Consider the following 18,252-nt stretch of genomic DNA (forward strand, 5'->3'; position numbering starts at 1 on the left):
AACCAATGATGCAGAAACCGGACATGCCACACACCGCATTGGCAGGGAACCCCCACCATACAGCCGATGGATCCGATTTGCCCGCCACAGACACGCAATGGTTCCAGATCGGAGAGAATTTCCGTCAACACGGCCGTTTCGCACAAGCCGCCGATGCGTACCGGCGCGTCTCTTCCCGCGCTCCCGAGCATGCGACAGCCCGGCATCGCCTGGCCAACACCTTGAAAGCGGTGGGTCTCCTTGGCGCCGCCGAAGACGCCTATCGCGATGCCTTGGCGCTTGTCCCTGACAACATCGAAGCGCGCCGCCAGCTTGGCAACACCCTGCGCGAGCAGGGGCGTTTCAACGAGGCGCAAGAGGAATACCGGCGTGCTCTGGCCTTATCCCCCGGCAATCCGACGGTGTTGACCCAGGTTGGACGTGCGTTTCTGGAAAATGACCTGCCTGAAGAGGCCGCACGGGTGTTGCTGCCTCTGGTGATGGAACACCCCGACGAACCAGGGGCCGCTCTTGCGCTTGCCGAAGCTCTGGGTGGGCGCGCCGCAACCTCTTTCGACTCGGCTTTGAAGCGGATGGCGCAGCGTGGCGTCGAGGTCGGCGCCGTGATTGATGTGGGCGCTGCAAACGGAAGCTGGTCGCGACTCGCCCGGCGGCACTGGCCAAACGCCCACTGTCACATGATCGAAGCGTTCGGTCACTGGAAAGACGAATTGCAACGGCAATGCGCCCGCAACAGCGGTTGCAGCGCGCGAATCGCCGCTGTAGGCGCGCAGGATGGTGGACGCATCGCCTTCAGCAACGACCCGGACCAACCGTTTGGCGGGGCGATCGTTCCCGCCGACAGCGCAGGCGCATGGACCGTCGATGAAATCACCATAGACGCCGAAGTCGCACGGACAAGGCTGCCCGGCCCCTATCTGTTGAAGTTGGACACCCATGGCGCAGAAACCGCGATTCTGGAAGGCGCGCAGGAAACCCTCACCCACTGCGCGCTCGTGGTGATTGAAACCTACAACGTCGCAGCGGGCGGCGCCTGCCCACGCTTTGAGCGCATGGTCTCAACGATGGATGGCTATGGCTTCCGCGTGATTGATCTGGCCGAACCGCTGTGGCGTCCGGCGGACGGCGCGCTGTGGCAGGTCGACTTCCTGTTCGCTCCTGCGGACCGACCGGAATTCCACCGAAACGGTTTCTTTTGATTGGGGCGGGGGCGTCTGAATTGGGTCAGTCCCGCCTCATCCTGTCCCTTCGCCCGTCGGACGAGGGGGGGAGGGATGTCGGGCGATGAAGGGATACGCGTTGTAGGGAACGGAGGCGCCAAGCGCCTCAAGCCTCTTGGCGATTTCCGAAACATATTGGCTGGCGATGATGATCGTTGCCCCCGCCAAGGCATCGGCCACCGCTTCAGGCGACCAAACAGACAGTCCCCAGACCTCGCCACGCTTGGAGCTGTCCAAGAAGCCTGCAAGCCTCAGATGGTCCCACTTCAAGGTCTCCAGTTGCACGATTCGCCCCCCTCGCGAAGCCCCATAAATATAAACGGGACGATCCACAGGCAAACGGGAGAAATCCGCCAGCTCCGACAAACGCGGCAAGCGGCCTGCCCGTTCCGGGTCGAGATCGGAATAGGCGGCAACCGGCGTCAGGGCGCAGGACGGTTGGGGGATTGACGCATTCCCAAGGGGCCGCACCCCGATGCCGCACAGCCGTTGGAACCGGAATTCGTCCGCCCCCATCCCAGCGTCGGCCCGTTCCGACACCGCCATGGACAGCAGGCCGCTGTTTGCCAACCGCCCCGAAGCGATGAGCTGATGGGTCAGAAACGCGCCAGCCCCCCCCTCCAAACCGGGGTCCCGGCGCAGAGCCGGTCGCCACCGCTGACGGCGCGCCAGAATCCCCGCGCTGTGCAACGAGGCCGCAACCGTCGTCGGACTGGAGGGGTCAATGACGGAGAAGCCAATGGGAATCGGCATCACCTCGGCCACCGCCCAGGATGGCGTCTCCGCCCGGTTCATGGGTTGCAGCACGCCCGCACACACGGCATCGGCCTCCAATTGTGCGGCGGTCGCCAGCAGGGAGGCGACGTGGTTGGGAAACGGACGCGCGCCGATCGGAAGAACGCCGATCCAATCGGCCGTAGCGGCGCGCAACCCACGCCACAAACGCTGTCCCGTTGTTTCTCCGGCCATCGCCTCCAACATCACCACACGGCCCAGAGCGGCGCGTGTCTGGTCGTCCAATTCCACAGCCTCGCCAGACAAAACCAGCACAACGCCAACCGGATCGCAGCCGGTCTGCGCAGCAATGGCGGCAAGCCGTGCGCGGGCATCCTCCACCCCGCCCGGTTCCACCGGCACCACAAGCTCGACGGACGGCGCACCGGACGGCGGGGTATGAATGGGGCGGACAACCATCCGGCCCGCCGCCATCAGATCCGGCAAACCATCAAACAGGACATCCAGACTGAACCGCCTGAGAAACACCTCCTGGGCCGCTTTCGCCATCGCCCGCCCTTGCGCAGGATGCGCGCGCGCCCACGCAACCTGAGACACAATCTCTTCCGCCGCCGCCTCTTCGCCCAACGCGGTGTCCACATAGAGAACGCTGTCGCCAAAAGCGTCGAGAATGAAGGGATGCCGGTCAGCGACAATCAGGGCGCCTGCGGCGGCCAATTCAAAGACCCGCATGTTGGGAATGCCGGCGTCGCTGTGGGCAGGCAAATGCAGACAGAGACCCAGACCACAGCGGTTCGCCTGCGTGATCACCGACTGACCATCAAAAGGCGCCTCGCCCACAAAGGCCTCCGCCATGTGTCGCCATCGGTCGGGATGACCATGCAGCGCCAGAACCCCGGCGGCGGCCAACCGGGACAGCAACAGTGGAAACCGCATCCCATCCCAATTGGATCCGATGTAGAACAGGCGGCTGTTCGCCGACAAAGACGGTTCAAGGGCGATGGCGGGGGCGCTCGGCTGCATGGGCGCGGTCAGCACTGGGCGGGCCGTTGACCAGAACACATCCTCCAGATCACGGCGCAAGGAATCGCCCGCAACCAGCCAGCCATCATACGAACGTTCGTTCTGAAGCGCCCGCACATCACCTTCGTAAATCCGCCTGGGCGTCCAATGGCATCCCACGGTGAAACATCCGGTCAGCTTTGGCGCCGCTTGCGGATGAAGCGACACCACCATATCGGGCGCAAACGCATCAATGTCGACCGCCCGGTGCAGAATGGCCGCCTCCCACCCCTTCGTCTGGGCCACGCGCAGCATACGGAACGCCACCTCCCGCTCGGCCAGCAACGCATCCGGCGGAAAAGGATTATGAAAAGCAACGCGCCACTCGCGGCGCCCCACCCGGTTCCGCTTGAACACGCTCATTCGGACGCTCGCTCCGGCGTGTCGTCGGCGATTTTCTGTCGCTGCAAATCGGGTCGTCCCAGAGCGATCAGGGACACCGTTCGCCCTGCTTCAGCGAAACAAGCGTGCAAAAGAGCGGCAAGACGGTCCGCATATCCCAACGTGACCAACACCACGGGCAACGGCCCCAATTCAGGCAAGCGATCCAACGGCAAGACCGGCACGCCATGATAACGCGTCTGCACGATCAGATGCGGCATCAGATCGGCATAGGCCGTCACCTCCACACCCGCCTCGTGCGCGGCGCAGAGGAAGTCCGGCCCCATGCCTCCATCTCCCCCAACGGCGGCAACAGCAACACGCAGATGGCCCTGCCGCCGCACCTCCGCCACCAAGGCCCGACACACCGCCCCATGCCCGGCCTCCAACGCCACAGCCTCCGCCGGCGCCCGGAAGATATTGGGCTTCCGCAAGGTCAACGCTCCTTGCGGCCATGGGGCAAGAAAAGGCCGCAACCCCAACGCCATGCTCATCACCGGAGCCGCCGCCGCATCCGCCAGAGCCGCAACCCCGGCCATTGCGGTTGCGTCACAAATCCCCCGCTCCAATCCGGCGCCATCGTTGTAATCGTAACGCAGCGCCCCCAGGCATCGCGCTTCCATCTCCGTCGGCATCAGCAGCGCCGCCGCCAGAGGAAACATCGCCTCATGCCCCGCAAGTGGGAAAAGACGGTTCCCGGAACCGTATCCTGCGGCGGCGGCTGTGACATCCGCATACCGCTGAATTCCCGCTCGCAACAGGCCAAGAACCCGCGCCTCCTCCCCTCGGGCCGGCACGTCGTCCACCACTGGAACGCTTCTCCCCTGCGCATCCCGCCGATAGCCCAAAGTCGTTCCGGTCAGACCGGTCAACACCCGCTCCAGAATCTGTGGACTGCGGTAAAGGACCCGCCCCAAACTCATGGCCGCATCGGTTTCCCCGCAGAATACCCGGGTCGTCATCCCGGACAGGATCGGCTCAGCCACCGCCGCCACCGCGTAGCAGAGATAGACCTCCACCTGCGGAGCTCCATCCATCAAACCGGCAAGAGCGGCGGGCGTGCTGCCGCGTGCGCCCAAATCAACCAACGCCACCCGTTGCGCGTCCGCCAACACATCCACCAGATGGGCTTGCGCGCAGGAACGCGTTTCCAACGCCCGCGCCGCAGCGGCTTTCTGCACATCGGGAGCGTCGAACAAGGACAGGACGGCATCGAGGACCGGCGCGCCATCCCCTCCGCGTTCCCCCGCCAGCCGATCAAGAGTCCAACCCACCAGCCCTCGCCATTCAGGCGGAACCCGCCCCCCCACCTGCCGCAGCAGCGCGTCCCATGACAGGTGGGGGCGAGCCGACAAAATATTCCGCGCCACGACGCCATTGAGTTCGGCGTACTCCAGGGGGGCCAGGGCCTGCCGGGACGCAAAAAGCGGCTCGACCCGAATGTCGAACCCGCGACGCGCCACCCAATCCCGCATCAGGGGAACAAACAGGTCAGCCTCGCGCATCAGCGGAGCGATCAGCCCGATCCCCCGGACGTGACAGTCCTCCACAACCCAGCGGCAATACTCGACAATCGCCGGTCCCAGCACCAGCGCGCCGAATTCCAGCCAGAACCCCTCATCGGCGCCGTCATCCCGACCGGCCAACGCCACCAACCGCCGCAACGGCGGGGATGTCGAAACACCGAATCCGGTCAGCGTCCGTTCACGCTCCCGCAGGCGCCCCAAACCGGGAGGCGGCGCATAGTGAATGGCCCGCAGACCAGCGGATGTCGCCATGACGACATCCGCCATCGAATCGTCACCGACATGCAGAACGTCACCGGGATCCATGTCTGGATGATCGGCCAACAGCCGCCGAAACAACCCACCATCCCGTTTCGAGCAGCCATGCTCGCAGGACACATACAAAGCCCGATACAGGTCATCGGCAATTCCGGCGCCGCGCAGCAAAAAGCGCAGCGCGTCCTGCGGCAGATACATGTCCGACACCAGCGTCGGCGCGCGTCCCTGAGCTGCCAGAACGTGCAGACCGTCCAGCAACAAGGGATTTGCGAACAGGACCTCGGCCTCCACAGCCAGTTCCAGGGCCATCAACCTCTCTGGATCGGCGACCGGAAAATAACGCAGGATATCGGACAAAGTGACCTCGTCCGTTCCTCGTTCCCGCCGCGCCGCCGCGCGCGCGCGCCGCTCCGCCTCCTGGCGGATAAGACGGAACAAGGGGGGGGACAAGCCCGAATCAATCAGACCGACAGCGCGCGCCCGTCGCCCAACCTCATCAAAGACCTGGACAGGAGACTCCACCCGACGCAGCAGCAGCGTGTCGAAAACATCAAGCGACAGCAGGGTCGGCGGCGGATCAACCGCCCAGGGAAGCGTTGGCGTCGGGCAAAGGAAGCGTCGCATCCAGGACAATCCCTCACACCGCCAGCACCGGATAACCATCCGGCAAATCGACCACCATCGGTTCCGGGATCGGACCGACATCAGCCACCAGCCCACCCCAGGACCAGCCGACGCCGAAGCCCGCCATCAGGACGCGCAACCGTCCGTTTGCCAACGCTCCACCCAGGCTGTGGCAAAGCGCCAGCGGAATCGACGCGGAACTGGTGTTGCCAAACCCCTGCATGTCGATGACGAACTTCTCCGCCGGAGCCTTCATCTTCTTGCGCAGATGTTCCAGCATGAAGGCGTTGGCTTGATGCAGCACAAAGCGGTCAATCCCCTCCACATCAGTTCCGGCGTGCGCCATCGTCTCGCGCAACAGCGGCGGCACGGCGCGCAGGGTAAAGGCGAACACCTCCGCGCCGTTCAGGGCCAGGCGGGAGTCCCGTTCCAATTGCGCGGCGTCGGCATCAGGGGCGCCAACCCGTCCGCCGGCGCCCACCGGTGGGATCAAACAATGGCGCTTGCCGCCCGCCTTGACGAAGATGTGGGGCGCGCCCGCCCCATCGGTACCGACGACCACCGGCATCGGAGCCGCCGCCGGGTCCAACTCCAGCGCGGTGGCCGACCCGGCGTCGCCGAACAGGGGCAGGGTGGAGCGGTCGTCGGGGTGCAGATGGCGGGTGGCGTTGTCGCCGCACAGCACCAGCGCACGCGTGGCCGTGGAGCCGCCCAACAGGCGCGACGCGATCCACAGCCCATAGACATAGCCCGAACAGCCCAGCGGCACGTCAAAGGCCGCAGCGCTGGTCGGCAACCCAAGCCGGTTCTGCATGACGCAGGCGGTGGCGGGCAGCACATAATCGGCGTCCTGGGAAACGAAGACCAGGACCTCCACCGTGGATGGGTCCCATCCCAGTTGCGCCATCAACCCTTCCGCCGCCGCCACACACAGATCCGACGCGCAATAGGGACGGGGCAGGACGCGGCGCTCCGTCACGCCGATGGTGGCCGCAAGCTTGCGCGCCTCCTCCTCGGTGAAAGGAGCGGGATCGGCCACGAAGGAATGGCGCTGCGGCGGCACCACCGCCCGTACCCCCGCGATCCGCACCCCTTCGACGACGGCTTTCATGATGCCTTGTCCTTGCCTGGTGATCCCTGGGCGGCGGTTTGACCCGACGCCAACCGCAGCCTACGGCAAAATGCCCTAACGACAGGCAAATTTCGCGCGGTCTATAACCATGCCGGAACCGGGGGCTGTGCTATGGTCGACGGTTCCCGCCACGAGGATGGACGCCATACCGCCATGACCGCCCTTTACAACCCCATGGATCTGTCCGGTCGCCGCATGCTGGTCACAGGCGCATCGGCTGGAATTGGGCGGGCAACCGCCGTGATGCTGTCCCGGTTGGGCGCACGCGTGATCCTGAACGGGCGGGACATTGACCGGTTGAACGACACCGGCTCGCAGTTGGCGGGCGACGGACACGCTGTGGTCGCCTTTGATCTGTCGGATCTGGAGGCGATCCCCGCCTGGGTGAAGCGGTTGGCCACCGATCACGGGCCGCTGGACGGCGTCGCCCATTGCGCCGGGATCCAGACGTTGCGGCCGATCCGCATTTTCTCCGCCGATTTCTTCGATTCGGTGATGCGGGCCAATCTGGGCAGCGCGCTCGCGCTCGCACGTGGGCTGCGGCAGAAGGGCTGTCACGCCGAACGGGCGGCGATCGCGCTGATTTCCTCCACCGCTGCGACGGCGGCCTCGCCCGGCAACGTTGTCTACGCCGCCAGCAAGGGCGGCATCATCGCCGCCACCAAAGGGCTGGCGGTGGAACTGCTGGGCGACGGCATCCGGGTGAACTGCGTCGTCCCCTCCATCGTCGAAACCGAGCTGATCGAACGCGGCAAGCAACGGTTGACCGAGGAGCAGTACGAACATCTGCGCAAGCTGCAACCGCTTGGCTTCGGCCATCCCGACGACATCGCCCACATGCTGGCCTATTTGCTGGCCGACACCAGCCGGTGGATGACCGGCTCCATCGTCACCGTCGATGGCGGGCGCACTGCCTGACGCCGCCTGATCCTGCCTGAACGAAAGTTTTCCCATGGCTGCGGACACGCCTGACACCCGTTGGTTCTTCCTCTGCGCCGCCGACGATCTCGCCGCGCCCAACGCCTTCGTCACAACGCGGATCGGGGCCATTCCCTTGGTGGCGCAAAACATCAAGGGGGCGTTGGTCGCCTTCCGCAACGTCTGCACCCATCGTTTCGCGGTGATCCACGACGCGCCCAGCGGCTGCGGCCCGTTGCGCTGCCCGTACCATGGTTGGAGTTTTGACGCGGCGGGGGCGCCGGTGGGGGTGCCCTTCAACCCGACCGACTTCCAGCTCGACGCCGAAGGACGACGGCGGCTGGCCCTGAACCCAGCCGCTTTGGCGGTGTGCGGACGGCTCGTCTTCATCCGGGTGGCGACCGAAGGGCCGGGGCTTGACGCGCAGATGGGGGCGAACGTCTTCGCCCGACTGGCCGACCTGTCGAACCACTTTCGCGAACGCGCGCCGTTGCAGGACGCCACCCCATCCTGGGAGGGGATCGAGACCGCCAACCTGCGGGCCACTTTCAACCCCGGCGTCGCCCTGCGGCTCGACGCTCTGCCTCCACCCGGCGCCGCCGACCGGTTCGCCCGCTCCTGGCTTTACCACCCCGTCCACAGCACCGGACAGGCCGACGTGGAGACACCCGCATGACCGCGCTTTTTCCGGAAAGCGGCGCTTTCCTGCCGCACGATCATTTTTGGACCGACGCCGCCTTTGCCCAGGAACGGGAGCGGATCTTTGGTCGCTGTTGGCTTTACATGGGGGTCTTCGACGACCGCGACGCGCTGTCCGCCGACATGGCCGGTCTGCGTTTTGCCGTGTCCCGCGACGCCGACGGGCGGATGAATGGAACGTGCCAGGACGGCGATCAAACCCGCCCGCTGGAGGTGGACCGCTGCGGCGCGCTCGTCTTCGCCCGCGTGGCGCCGACAAACCAGGCGGCGCGTCAGGCCGCGCCCACCCTTCGTCAGCACCTTCACCCCTATGCCGAACGATTGGCGACAATGTCGGCCAATTGCGTGAACTCGGAAGCGCCGGTCGGCATTCCCTTCCAAGCCAATTGGAAGGCGCTGGTCGAGAACACGATGGACGACTTCCACGGCTCCACCGTCCACCCCGACACCATCCACCCAGCGGTCCATCCCGATTGGCAAACCCATCTGGTGACGGAGCGGCACGGGGCGAACAGCGATTCCCGTTGGCGGCTGGCCGATGGGACGGCGGGCTGGTGGGCAAAACTGGACGCCAAGCTGCGGCTGGCCAAATTCGCCGAGGAGCCGTTCTACCGCCACATCTTCATTTTCCCGAATTTCTATCTGGCAAGCTTCTATGGGGCGGTGGTCATTCCGCACCGGGTCGATCCGGTGGCCCCCGATGCAACGGTGCTGCGGTGGCAGCTGTTCCTGCCGACAACCCGACTGGACAACCCACGGGAACGCGCCTTCCACCGATCCACGGCCGCTTATCTCGTGACATCCGCCACCGGCGTGATCGCTGAGGACCGCCCAGTTTGCGAAGCCGTCCAACAAGGACGCCCGGCAATTCTGGGGAACGGCGTCTATGGCCGCCGGGAGCGCCGAATCCTTGATTTCCACACCGCCATGCTGGCCCAGCTTGCTGGAGACGCGCCGTGAGCGGTCGCCTGACTTTCCTGGTCCCAACCGAAGAGCACGCCCAAATTCTGCTGGATTGGCGCACCAGGCCGGACATCGCCGATCAGATGCTGTCCGAAGTTCCCTATGATCTGGAGCGGCAAAAGGCCTGGCTGCGCCGGTGCGCCGAACGGACGGACTATGTCCACCGCATCCTGTGCGTGGACGGGGCGCCGAGCGGCCATGTTTCCATCACCATCACCGAACCGGCCTGGAAAATCGCCACCATGGGCGTGTTGATGGGCGAACGGGCGGGTCGCATCGGAGCGGCGCCGCTGAACTTCGCCTACATGCTGAACCACGCCTTCTTCACCATGCAACTGCGCAAGGTGGTGAATCATATCCTGGGCACCAACAGCCCACGCCTGCTGAAGGGGCAGCCGATGATCGGTTATCGCCCGGTCGGCGTGCTGGCCCGGCAGGTAATGAAGGATGGTCGGGAAATCGACCTGCACATTTTTGAAATGCTGGCCGACGATTGGCGGACCACCCGCACGCGCTTCGGCGTGTATCAGGACATGGATGGGCGGGAGTGGCGCGAGGACGCGTGACCAGCCCACGCACGTCGGCTCATGCGCCCATTTCGCCCATGGCGTCCCGCCACACCGCGTGAAACTGCTGAATCCGCTCCTCGTTCAGGCCGAGCAGGGCCGGGGTGTCGGTCTGCCGCACGCCCCGGAAGGCCTGCTCGGATTCCTCCTGGTCCTCGCGCAGCAGAGCGACGTTCAGGTCGCGGGCGGTGTCCTCGATCAGCCGCCGCGCCGCCGTTCCCCCCACCGGCTCACCCTCCCGCCCAGCCGGATCAGCCAGGAACAGGCGCAGCCGCAACCCACAGCGCGCCGGGGCGAGCGGGTCGTAGGTCTGGACGCTCATCACCAGCCCACGGGTGACGCCGATCTCCAGATTGGGAAAGATGTGGAGATGGTCATAGTCGCGCAGCCGGTCGCTGGGTCGGAAATCCAGCCGTTTGGCCACACCGTCCCACCAGCGGGCGCTTTGGTCCGACACGCTGGTCACGCCACGCGAATGGGCGCCGACGTGGTCGCACCGCCAATCGCCCTTGACCAGCTTGCGAAAGGTCGTCGGGTGGACGGTGTCGGCGTGATAGACCTCCAGCACGCTCTCCACGCCCATTTTCCAGTTGGCGTTCCACACCATCTCCCGCTCGTCAAAGGACCGGACAAAGACGTCGGAGGCATGGCGCAGCACCTCGGCGTACGGCCCCAGCCAATCGTTCAGCGTCGGTCCTTCCGCCGCGATACGCAGGAACAGAAAGCGCCCGCAACACGCGACCGCCACGGGAGGCAGGGCGCGCTTGCAGCGGTCCGCCTTGTCCAAGCCAAAATAGGCCTCGTTGCCCGGAATGCCATATGGCACGCCGTCACGGTCATAAGTCCAGCCGTGATAGGCGCAACGGAGCATGCCATGGCCGCGCGGTTCGCGCTTGATGATGGCGAAGCGATGGGCGCAGACGTTGCGAAAAGCGCGCAGATCGCCGTCGAAATTCCGCACCACCACATCCAGACCGCCAATCCGCCGGGTAAGCCAGTCCCCCGGCTGGAGCAAATCGTCGGTGAAGCCGACAAACACCCAGCAGCGGCGGAAAATCCGCTCCTCCTCGGCGGCGAAAACCGCCGGGTCATGGTAGGCCGCCGGGACGATGCCGGGCACGGCCTTGGCCGGGGCGAAGCCCGGCGCGCTGGGGGGCGTGTGCATGGCGGGCAGGGTAGCCGCCTCCCGTCGCGGGGTCCAGCGCCGACCTGAGACCTGTCCTGCGACCACGTGACGCCTCCTGGTTCAGGGCCGGAAAAGGCTGGCCTCGATCCCACGCCGTCCGCTGACGTCGGCGATGATGGCGTGGCGTGTCCAGCGACTCCCCCGTCACGCCAATGAGAGTAAGACTCTTCCCCCCGAAGTTCACCCTTGCGGGCGTAAGAGAAAGTTCAGATGGCGTCCACCACCTTCGTGGACGCCATCGAAGAATTTCTCAAGGATCCGGATGGAGGGGGCAAGCTCGGCGCCCCGCGTGACATGCGGGTCGCCGGTGAAGAATCGGCTCCATGAGGATCAACGCTGCGAACAGTGCAGCATCCGGTCCCGCTCCTGGAACCACAAATCCGCGTAACCGCAGTCGACATATTTGTCGAAATACGGCCCTCCAATGGTGTAGTGCAGATTCGAGATTTCCCCCTGTGGTGCAGGAGGGTCGTAATCAACCAAGTGATTCCAGCAGTGTGGCAATTCTCCGATCAATGATTCGTCATCCAACCAATGGAACTGATGCAACGCCATGCCGGTTGCCGTGTTGACGTAATCAGGTGTGAGCGCAGCGCAGCGGGCGTTGTTGAACAGCATCACGCTCGACCAATTTTTCTTTTCATAGCGCGTCTGCGGCTGCCCCAAGAATTTGCTATCCTCTTGAGGAACATGTTGGTGTTTCACCACCTGTACGGCGTACCGGTCATCCGCCAAATCCCAGAGGGCGGCGATGTCATCAAGCACCAGCATGTCGCAGTCGAGGAAGATCGACCATCCCGCAAAGCCGCACAGATAGGGTGTGAGGAAGCGTGAGAAGGAAAAATCCGTTGATTGCAACGGGTGACGTTCACGCCACATCAGGTGGTTCAGTTGTGACAGCATCAACGGAGTGATTGAGACCGGACGCGAAGCCCGCGCGTTGATGCTGTGTTCAAGCACGCTGAACGCCACCGCTTCGCGCGGGTCGTAGCCGATGAAAACATTGATCATGAGAGAAGCCGCCATGGAAATCCGGCCGACCTTGCGGCGGGTGAACGGAGCTTAGGGTAAGCTCCGATGTGGCTCAAGCTCTTCGGTGTCGCTATTTCGCCGCAGGGTGTCTTTGAAAAAAAAGACCAATGGGTGGGGGCCCATTGGTCTTTTATGAAACCGGCTGCCGCCTGCAGGCTATGGCGGCAATTTGGCTAGATGGCTTCGCTGAAATTAGGGGATTGCCGATGCAGATACAAGCCGATTCATCGGCGATTCACGTTTGCATGGCTCCCTTCCCGAAATCGCTCAGGTCGTGGGCGCCGTCTTCAGGTCGTGCTCCAGGTAGCGGTTGCAAGCGTGGTGGATCTCCAGAAAATTCGCGCAGGTCAAATGTGGTTTGAACAACTTGAAAGTCTTCATGATTCCCAGAGTCGCGGCGCTTTCCAGAGGCCCGATGAAGCTTGTGTCACGGTCCAGGAAAAAGGGTTGGTCACGCCAGATCCGCATTTGCCGATCATCCAGGAAGAAACAGCCGGAATGTGGGTTGGATGGACGCTCCAGAATCAAGGATCGATTGAGGAAAGGCCCTTCGATGATCCGACGGTCCTCAGGCTCGACGCTGCCGATGGGCAGGCTCTCGTGCATGGCCCGGTCGATGTAGAGCTTGTGGTAGGCTGACCGCACCGCCGTTTCGTAACGGTTTGGCAGCAGGACGCAGCGCTCTCCTTGCGCTTGATTGAACGCAGTCAGTTTGTCAAAGAAATTGGCGTCGTGAATGACCAGATCATCTTCGATGTATCCGTAATAATCGTAACACCCTACCCGATCCGCTAACAAAGAGTGGCATTCAAATCCAAGCATCATTGGATCAGTTTCTACTGAGTGATTAATGAAAAACCCATCTGGAAAGTTTAATTGATCCAGAAGATGATGGTCGCCGGTGGTGACGACGAGGATATCCACATCTGTCACCGCTCCAATGTTAGGGCGGCGAACAATTCTCTCGTAATTTCGGCTGTGCATCATTCCCTGGGAGCCGAAATGGCTACGGCACGCGGTGATGGCGTCACGCAAGGCGGTTGTGCGGGCGACCCTGTTTCCGTGGGTTGAGCCGTATTTAACAGTGACGCCGGGTTTGGGTGCGCCGCAATAATGCGGGATCGCGATGAGAATGCGCATGGTCGTGACAACGCCGCCCTTTGACGAGATCAGGAAAGCCGTGACCTTCGGGGGTTCCTTTTGCCCCTGTCAAGCTGGTCTGAGATGGAAAGCGGATTGCCACCGCAATGGGATTTTGCCATGAATTGGATCACCATTCCGGTTCATCCGCCTCTTTGGGCGGCGCCGTGTCCGGTTGAAACACTGCGCATCACTCATCACGGCTTTGTTTTGGACACTTTTCACAAGAATCCTTTGCCACGCGGTTGTGTCCGGTGGTCCGCCTTTTCCCTTCTCCGGCATGCCCCATGACCCAGATCAAGATTGATTTGGGGGGCGGGCGCAAGGTTGGGCTTGTCTGGCAGCTTGGCAGCTACTCTGGTTGGGGCATCCTTGGGCTGCACATCGCGCGTCACATGATGTCGACGGGTGATTTGGATCCGCTGCCCTTCTACCCTCTGTCGTCGGTGGACCGGAACGCCACCGATCCGGCCCTTTTGGATCGGCTCATCGCCAACGCTTCCACCATCACCACCGCCATGGCAAGCCGTCCCGATCCGACCGCGCTGGTGCGGAGCAGTTTTCCGATGTTGCATGGGCTGGGCAACGGATTGGCTGCGGCCCCCGTGGCCACCACATTGGTCGGCAAGCCTGATCTGGCGATCGCCTTTCTGGAAGACACCCGGCTTGGACCAGAGGCGGTGATGCGTGGCCAGCGTTACGCCTGCATCGCGGCCGGGGCGTCCTGGACCGCCGAGGTGATCCGTGGCGCTGGGCTGGAGCGTGTGGTGGTCTGTCCGCAGGGGGTGGACACCGCTGTTTTCCATCCTGGACCGCCGCGCGGGCACGCGCAGAACCGCTTCATCGTCTATTCCGGAGGCAAGCTGGAATTCCGCAAAGGGCAGGATGTGGTGGTCGCCGCCTTCCGACGTTTCCAACAGCGTCATCCCGAAGCGCTGCTGATGGCGGGATGGTTCAGTCCCTGGCCCGCCCTGGCGCGCAGCATGGAAGCCTCGCCTCATCTGGCCGAGACTCCTGCCTTTGATGCCCATGGGACGGTTGATGTGGCTGGTTGGCTGCGCCGGAACGGTTTGCCGGAGGGGTCGTTTGAGATCGTGCCGGCGGTGCCGAATCGGGCGATGGGAAAGATTTTGCGTCAGGCGGATGTCGCGCTGTTTCCGAACCGCTGCGAGGGTGGAACCAATCTGGTTGCGATGGAGGCGATCGCTTGCGGGGCGCCGACCATCCTGTCGGCCAACACCGGTCATCTTGATCTGATCGCCGACTTGCCCTGCCTGGCGCTGCGGGCGCAGGCTCCGGTTCATAACAGCCCGGACGGGGTCGGAACGGAAGGGTGGGGGGAATCCTCCGTTGATGAGATTGTGGAAACACTGGAGCGCGTGCACGCCGACCGTGAGACCGCACGCGCCCAGGCCGCCCAAGCCGCCGAGCGGATGCGGACAGAATGGAGTTGGGATGTCCGCATCGACCGGATGCTGAAGGGATTGGGCCTGCGCGCGGATCTCGCCCCTCAATCCGATGCAGCCCCATGACCCACCTTCCAAAACGGTGAATCACAGAAAATGTTACCGCAACAATGATTCCCGTTTTACGCTTGTTGTTCTAATCGCGCACACTCGATCCGCGTATCCCGTCCAATCCCAAAAATCATACAGCACCAAGCGACGGAAGCGGATCACGCTCTTCACAAAGAGCAACGGCGCCAACGCGGCGCGCAGCCAATTGCGCCGAGGGCCTGCGGCCAGAATTGTGAGGCCGCGCGCCTCCAGTCTCTCTTGGGCATGACGCAGCGTAAGGCTGGTCACATGGGTCGGATCATCGTAAAAATTCAATCCCAACCCTCGAAACGGAAAGCGCTGTGAACGCTCCGCCGGCCATTCAAGGTACAGACAGCCGCCCTCGGCCACCAGATCCGCCAGCCCATCAATAAGGCCGGTTCCTGTCTTCAAATGCTCAAGCGTGTGCGAACAAATCACATAGTCGAAACGGCGCCCAGCAAGCGAGGTCAATCCGTCGCGATCAAGATCACAGCGGATGAAGCGCGCGCCGACCGCAAGCGAACCTGGGGCGGCAATGTTCAACGCGGTGAAGCGGCTTCCCGGCAGGTAAGCCGCAGCAAGAAAACTGTCCTGCCCCTCCCCCCCGACATCGAGCACAGTGGCGATGCGACGCCGAGCCGTGTCCGACAGCCAGCCATAGCGCGGGTTGAGGCGTCGCAGCAGCCACAATGGCCAAAGCTTTGACAAGCTGACGGAGATCATCACGTGGACGCCATCGTCATGGCCGCACCTTGTCTTTGGGCGCCGCCGCGATCAGGCGTTCGATCGCTTCACGCAGACGGCGCCCCCGTTCGTTCCAATCGAAGCGTCCTTCGCAGGCTGAAAAGGCGTTCCGTTGAAGGCTGTTCAAGTGCTCCAGATCGTCTATCTCCGCGATGATGGCCGCAACCAGTTCTTGAAATCCCGGGCACAGACGGACGGACTGGCCATCCTTCAGAGGCAGTTCTGTGATCGAATCGGACAAGGCGAAGATGGGGATCCGTTGAAAGATGGCGTTCAAGACCTTGTGCTTGAAGCCTCCACCCACCCGTTCCGGCACGACGCTGATGCGGGCTGCGGCGAGATACGGCTCAACCTGGGCCACCGGACCATGGATCGTCGCTTGAGGGAAGCGGCGGCGCAGGCGGTCAAGAAAAGCCATCGGCCCGCTGCCGACAATGTCAATCCCGATCCCACGCGCTGCCAAGGGCGCGGCAGAGGCTTCCAGGAACTCGCACAAATTTTGCCGCTTCACCAGCCAACCGAAACTGCCAACCACGACGACGCGGCGGGGCGTATCGGCGGTCAACAACCTCTCCGGCGCCACGGGGCCATCGTAACCTGGAACCAGCACCTCGTAATGTTGGCTCGGAGCGTCACGTTCAAAAAGCCGCCGATCCTCCTGGGTGTTCGCCGTCACCAGATCTGCGGCGGCGAGCAGACGGGCCTCCAATGCGGCGACTCGTTTAGCGTCCTGGCGCTGGACCAACCGCGTCAGCAACGGCTCGCGGGATTCCCGCGCAGCGGTTTGGCGCAGGCCGCTCTCGTGATTGTGTGACAGATAGATCAGTGGAGGGCGCTTCGTTCGATCTGGCCAGCGGGCTTCAATTTGCGGCAAGACCCATCCCATCGTCACGGAATCGATGATGATCGCACTCCAACTCTGGCGGCGCAGCAACCGATTCAACGCCGCCCGTTGCCGTGGGGTGGCCAACGCAAGCGCCTGGCGTGGCAGGGATGATATGGGATAGGCCCAGAGTCGACCGGACCCAGCCGCCGCCATCCGAACCCACTCGACAGACCTGGGCGCGTCATCCGATGGCGCGTCTTGTCCGTCACCAGTCTCCAGACTGCACAAAACCGTTGTCGAGCAGTCAAGCTTTGCAAGGGCTTCGATCAATCGGGCTGTGTAGATTTTATCCCCGGCATGGGGCGGGTATGGATAGAAACGGGTCAGCCACAGGCATGAGGGATCGACCATCAGGAAACCGTCGGCTCAGTCGGTGTGGGGCGTCGCGCGCGGTCGATCTCCAACCCAGCGATAGCGGCCAAAACCAAATAGGAGGGAATAATCAATGTCCCAGCGCTCAGCATCATCAGGAGAGAAAATCCAAACACCATTGGTGATTGGCGGCAATAGAAATTTCGCAACAAAATAAAAACAAGCACACCACCAAGGATGCCAAGTTCCGCAATTGTGTTCAATATGAATGTATCTGATTTATAATATTCCGCTTCAGCAAGATTGATTAAGCCTCCCCAAAGAATTTGATCAAAATCGGCGAAATCACGGTAATTCCCGAATCCTGTTCCAAGTGGGAATGTCTCTTTGATGACATTGAACGCGACGACGCTGGATTCGGCGCGCATCAGCACGGAGACGTCACTGTTGTTGAAAATTTCCATAATCCGCTGGCCAAACACGGCGATTGCCAGAAGCATGAAGCCGCCCAGCAGACCAAGCCGAATTGCCATTCCCATATGGCGCGCGGTGGCGATCTGGTGAGAGATGAAAAGGGCCGCCATCACCAAACCAGATCCAGAACCTGTCGCCGCGACGGCAATCAAAAAAAGCATTTGCGGGATCAACATCTTTCCCTGACGGGTCAACTGAACAGCCAGATAGCTGCTGGCGACCGCATAGCCAGCCCACGCGGGTTCCCGGTGCAAACCGCTGCTTCTCAGGCTGGGTTGATCGACCTGTTGAAGGCTGTCATGAATGAACAGGCTGATGTCCACATCCATCAAATGGAGCGTAAGCCAAGACAGAATGATGTAGCCACAGACGATTCCATGCACCGTCAGCATGGCCTGTGCGAAGCCCGGTCGCAACGTGTCCGCGTTGTCGGCAAACAGGTCCGTCAAGAGCAAAATCATGCTCACCATGGCGCAAAGCTGCGCATAGCCTTCCACATAAAAATCTTCAATCAAGATTGTATGAAGAATGCCAATAGATGAAAAAAAGAACAGGGATGCCGCTTGGCGGAAAAGCATTCTTTTTGTAATATGCAGGTGGTACGAGAAAAAAATACCAACGATATAAAGGCAAAATACAGGCATCAAATATATTAGATACCCTGTTATCTCTGATTTATCCATCAGGTAATAAATTATTCCATCTGAATAACCGATGAGAAGCCAAGAAAGAGCGTTCATTGCGAAGCTATGGCTCCTGAAAAAGCGGCCCGATCCGCAGGCGCCGCGCCAGTTGAGCGCCAGAGCGGCGCGAGAAGGAAGAATGGGAGAACACAGTTAGCAAAATCTGACACGAG

The 18,252-nt window shown here is 62.5% G+C and carries 15 protein-coding genes; 6 read left to right on the top strand and 9 right to left on the bottom strand.

The genetic code is table 11. The features are described 5' to 3' along the window. Positions 1-5: 5 nt before the first annotated feature. On the top strand, positions 6-1,199 hold the full coding sequence (locus ACODS4_RS16020; protein WP_488865338.1) for an FkbM family methyltransferase: 1,194 nt from the start codon (positions 6-8) through the stop codon (positions 1,197-1,199). Positions 1,200-1,235: 36 nt separating this feature from the next. On the opposite strand, the gene ACODS4_RS16025 is transcribed toward ACODS4_RS16020, so the two are convergent. From ACODS4_RS16025 to ACODS4_RS16035, 3 genes are all read right to left on the bottom strand, one after another. Next, positions 1,236-3,272, bottom strand: a complete 2,037-nt coding sequence (locus ACODS4_RS16025) for a glycosyltransferase family protein (RefSeq protein WP_488865340.1) — start codon at positions 3,270-3,272, stop codon at positions 1,236-1,238. A 104-nt stretch (positions 3,273-3,376) separates the two neighbouring features. Next, entirely contained in the window at positions 3,377-5,806 is a 2,430-nt protein-coding gene (locus tag ACODS4_RS16030; RefSeq protein WP_488865342.1) for a hypothetical protein, read from the bottom strand. 13 nt (positions 5,807-5,819) lie between these two features. Next, the gene (locus ACODS4_RS16035) at positions 5,820-6,917 is read right to left on the bottom strand and encodes a 3-oxoacyl-ACP synthase III family protein (RefSeq protein ID WP_488865344.1); all 1,098 of its coding nucleotides are present in this window, start codon (positions 6,915-6,917) and stop codon (positions 5,820-5,822) included. Between the two features lie 174 nt (positions 6,918-7,091). Here ACODS4_RS16035 and ACODS4_RS16040 point away from each other — a divergent pair, with 174 nt between their 5' ends. From ACODS4_RS16040 to ACODS4_RS16055, 4 genes are read left to right on the top strand one after another with little or no spacing between them, the layout of a single operon-like run. Next, positions 7,092-7,856: an SDR family NAD(P)-dependent oxidoreductase gene (locus ACODS4_RS16040; protein ID WP_488865346.1), complete on the top strand. Its 765-nt coding sequence runs from the start codon at positions 7,092-7,094 to the stop codon at positions 7,854-7,856. 34 nt (positions 7,857-7,890) lie between these two features. Then, a complete protein-coding gene (locus ACODS4_RS16045; protein ID WP_488865348.1) occupies positions 7,891-8,532 on the top strand; it encodes a Rieske 2Fe-2S domain-containing protein in 642 nt (213 codons plus the stop codon). Then, a complete protein-coding gene (locus ACODS4_RS16050; protein ID WP_488865350.1) occupies positions 8,529-9,515 on the top strand; it encodes an RHO alpha subunit C-terminal catalytic domain-containing protein in 987 nt (328 codons plus the stop codon). Before ACODS4_RS16045 ends, ACODS4_RS16050 begins: the two co-directional genes overlap by 4 nt. After that, entirely contained in the window at positions 9,512-10,084 is a 573-nt protein-coding gene (locus ACODS4_RS16055) for a GNAT family N-acetyltransferase (protein WP_488865352.1), read from the top strand. The genes ACODS4_RS16050 and ACODS4_RS16055 overlap by 4 nt, the downstream gene beginning before the upstream one ends. Positions 10,085-10,103: 19 nt before the next feature. On the opposite strand, the gene ACODS4_RS16060 is transcribed toward ACODS4_RS16055, so the two are convergent. From ACODS4_RS16060 to ACODS4_RS16070, 3 genes are all read right to left on the bottom strand, one after another. After that, positions 10,104-11,249: an aromatic ring-hydroxylating oxygenase subunit alpha gene (locus tag ACODS4_RS16060; protein WP_488865354.1), complete on the bottom strand. Its 1,146-nt coding sequence runs from the start codon at positions 11,247-11,249 to the stop codon at positions 10,104-10,106. Positions 11,250-11,600: 351 nt separating this feature from the next. Then, positions 11,601-12,296 carry a glycosyltransferase family protein gene (locus ACODS4_RS16065; RefSeq protein WP_488865356.1) on the bottom strand — a complete coding sequence of 232 codons (696 nt, stop codon included), beginning with the start codon at positions 12,294-12,296 and terminating at the stop codon, positions 11,601-11,603. 273 nt (positions 12,297-12,569) lie between these two features. After that, positions 12,570-13,442 (bottom strand): hypothetical protein, encoded by an 873-nt coding sequence (locus ACODS4_RS16070; RefSeq protein ID WP_488865357.1) that lies wholly within the window; start codon positions 13,440-13,442, stop codon positions 12,570-12,572. A gap of 287 nt (positions 13,443-13,729) precedes the next feature. Here ACODS4_RS16070 and ACODS4_RS16075 point away from each other — a divergent pair, with 287 nt between their 5' ends. After that, positions 13,730-14,974 (top strand): glycosyltransferase family 4 protein, encoded by a 1,245-nt coding sequence (locus ACODS4_RS16075; protein ID WP_488865359.1) that lies wholly within the window; start codon positions 13,730-13,732, stop codon positions 14,972-14,974. A 33-nt stretch (positions 14,975-15,007) separates the two neighbouring features. Here the strand turns inward: ACODS4_RS16075 and ACODS4_RS16080 are convergent, their stop codons facing one another. Genes ACODS4_RS16080 through ACODS4_RS16090 form a run of 3 tightly spaced genes read right to left on the bottom strand, consistent with a single transcriptional unit; the run spans position 15,008 to position 18,136 of the window. Further along, positions 15,008-15,703: a class I SAM-dependent methyltransferase gene (locus ACODS4_RS16080; RefSeq protein ID WP_488865361.1), complete on the bottom strand. Its 696-nt coding sequence runs from the start codon at positions 15,701-15,703 to the stop codon at positions 15,008-15,010. A 16-nt stretch (positions 15,704-15,719) separates the two neighbouring features. Then, positions 15,720-16,961: a glycosyltransferase gene (locus tag ACODS4_RS16085; RefSeq protein WP_488865363.1), complete on the bottom strand. Its 1,242-nt coding sequence runs from the start codon at positions 16,959-16,961 to the stop codon at positions 15,720-15,722. Next, entirely contained in the window at positions 16,961-18,136 is a 1,176-nt protein-coding gene (locus ACODS4_RS16090; RefSeq protein ID WP_488865365.1) for a hypothetical protein, read from the bottom strand. Before ACODS4_RS16090 ends, ACODS4_RS16085 begins: the two co-directional genes overlap by 1 nt. Positions 18,137-18,252: the final 116 nt, after the last annotated feature.

The sequence above is a fragment of the Azospirillum sp. FG154 genome, assembly GCF_057809575.1.

Coding starts and splice junctions, on each gene's coding strand:
- ACODS4_RS16020 (WP_488865338.1), top strand. CDS start 6: ATGATGCAGAAACCGGACATGCCACACACCGCATTGGCAGGGAACCCC.
- ACODS4_RS16025 (WP_488865340.1), bottom strand. CDS start 3,272: ATGCTGCGCGTGGCCCAGACGAAGGGGTGGGAGGCGGCCATTCTGCAC.
- ACODS4_RS16030 (WP_488865342.1), bottom strand. CDS start 5,806: ATGCGACGCTTCCTTTGCCCGACGCCAACGCTTCCCTGGGCGGTTGAT.
- ACODS4_RS16035 (WP_488865344.1), bottom strand. CDS start 6,917: ATGAAAGCCGTCGTCGAAGGGGTGCGGATCGCGGGGGTACGGGCGGTG.
- ACODS4_RS16040 (WP_488865346.1), top strand. CDS start 7,092: ATGACCGCCCTTTACAACCCCATGGATCTGTCCGGTCGCCGCATGCTG.
- ACODS4_RS16045 (WP_488865348.1), top strand. CDS start 7,891: ATGGCTGCGGACACGCCTGACACCCGTTGGTTCTTCCTCTGCGCCGCC.
- ACODS4_RS16050 (WP_488865350.1), top strand. CDS start 8,529: ATGACCGCGCTTTTTCCGGAAAGCGGCGCTTTCCTGCCGCACGATCAT.
- ACODS4_RS16060 (WP_488865354.1), bottom strand. CDS start 11,249: ATGCACACGCCCCCCAGCGCGCCGGGCTTCGCCCCGGCCAAGGCCGTG.
- ACODS4_RS16065 (WP_488865356.1), bottom strand. CDS start 12,296: ATGGCGGCTTCTCTCATGATCAATGTTTTCATCGGCTACGACCCGCGC.
- ACODS4_RS16070 (WP_488865357.1), bottom strand. CDS start 13,442: ATGCGCATTCTCATCGCGATCCCGCATTATTGCGGCGCACCCAAACCC.
- ACODS4_RS16075 (WP_488865359.1), top strand. CDS start 13,730: ATGACCCAGATCAAGATTGATTTGGGGGGCGGGCGCAAGGTTGGGCTT.
- ACODS4_RS16080 (WP_488865361.1), bottom strand. CDS start 15,703: ATGATCTCCGTCAGCTTGTCAAAGCTTTGGCCATTGTGGCTGCTGCGA.
- ACODS4_RS16085 (WP_488865363.1), bottom strand. CDS start 16,961: ATGGTCGATCCCTCATGCCTGTGGCTGACCCGTTTCTATCCATACCCG.
- ACODS4_RS16090 (WP_488865365.1), bottom strand. CDS start 18,136: ATGAACGCTCTTTCTTGGCTTCTCATCGGTTATTCAGATGGAATAATT.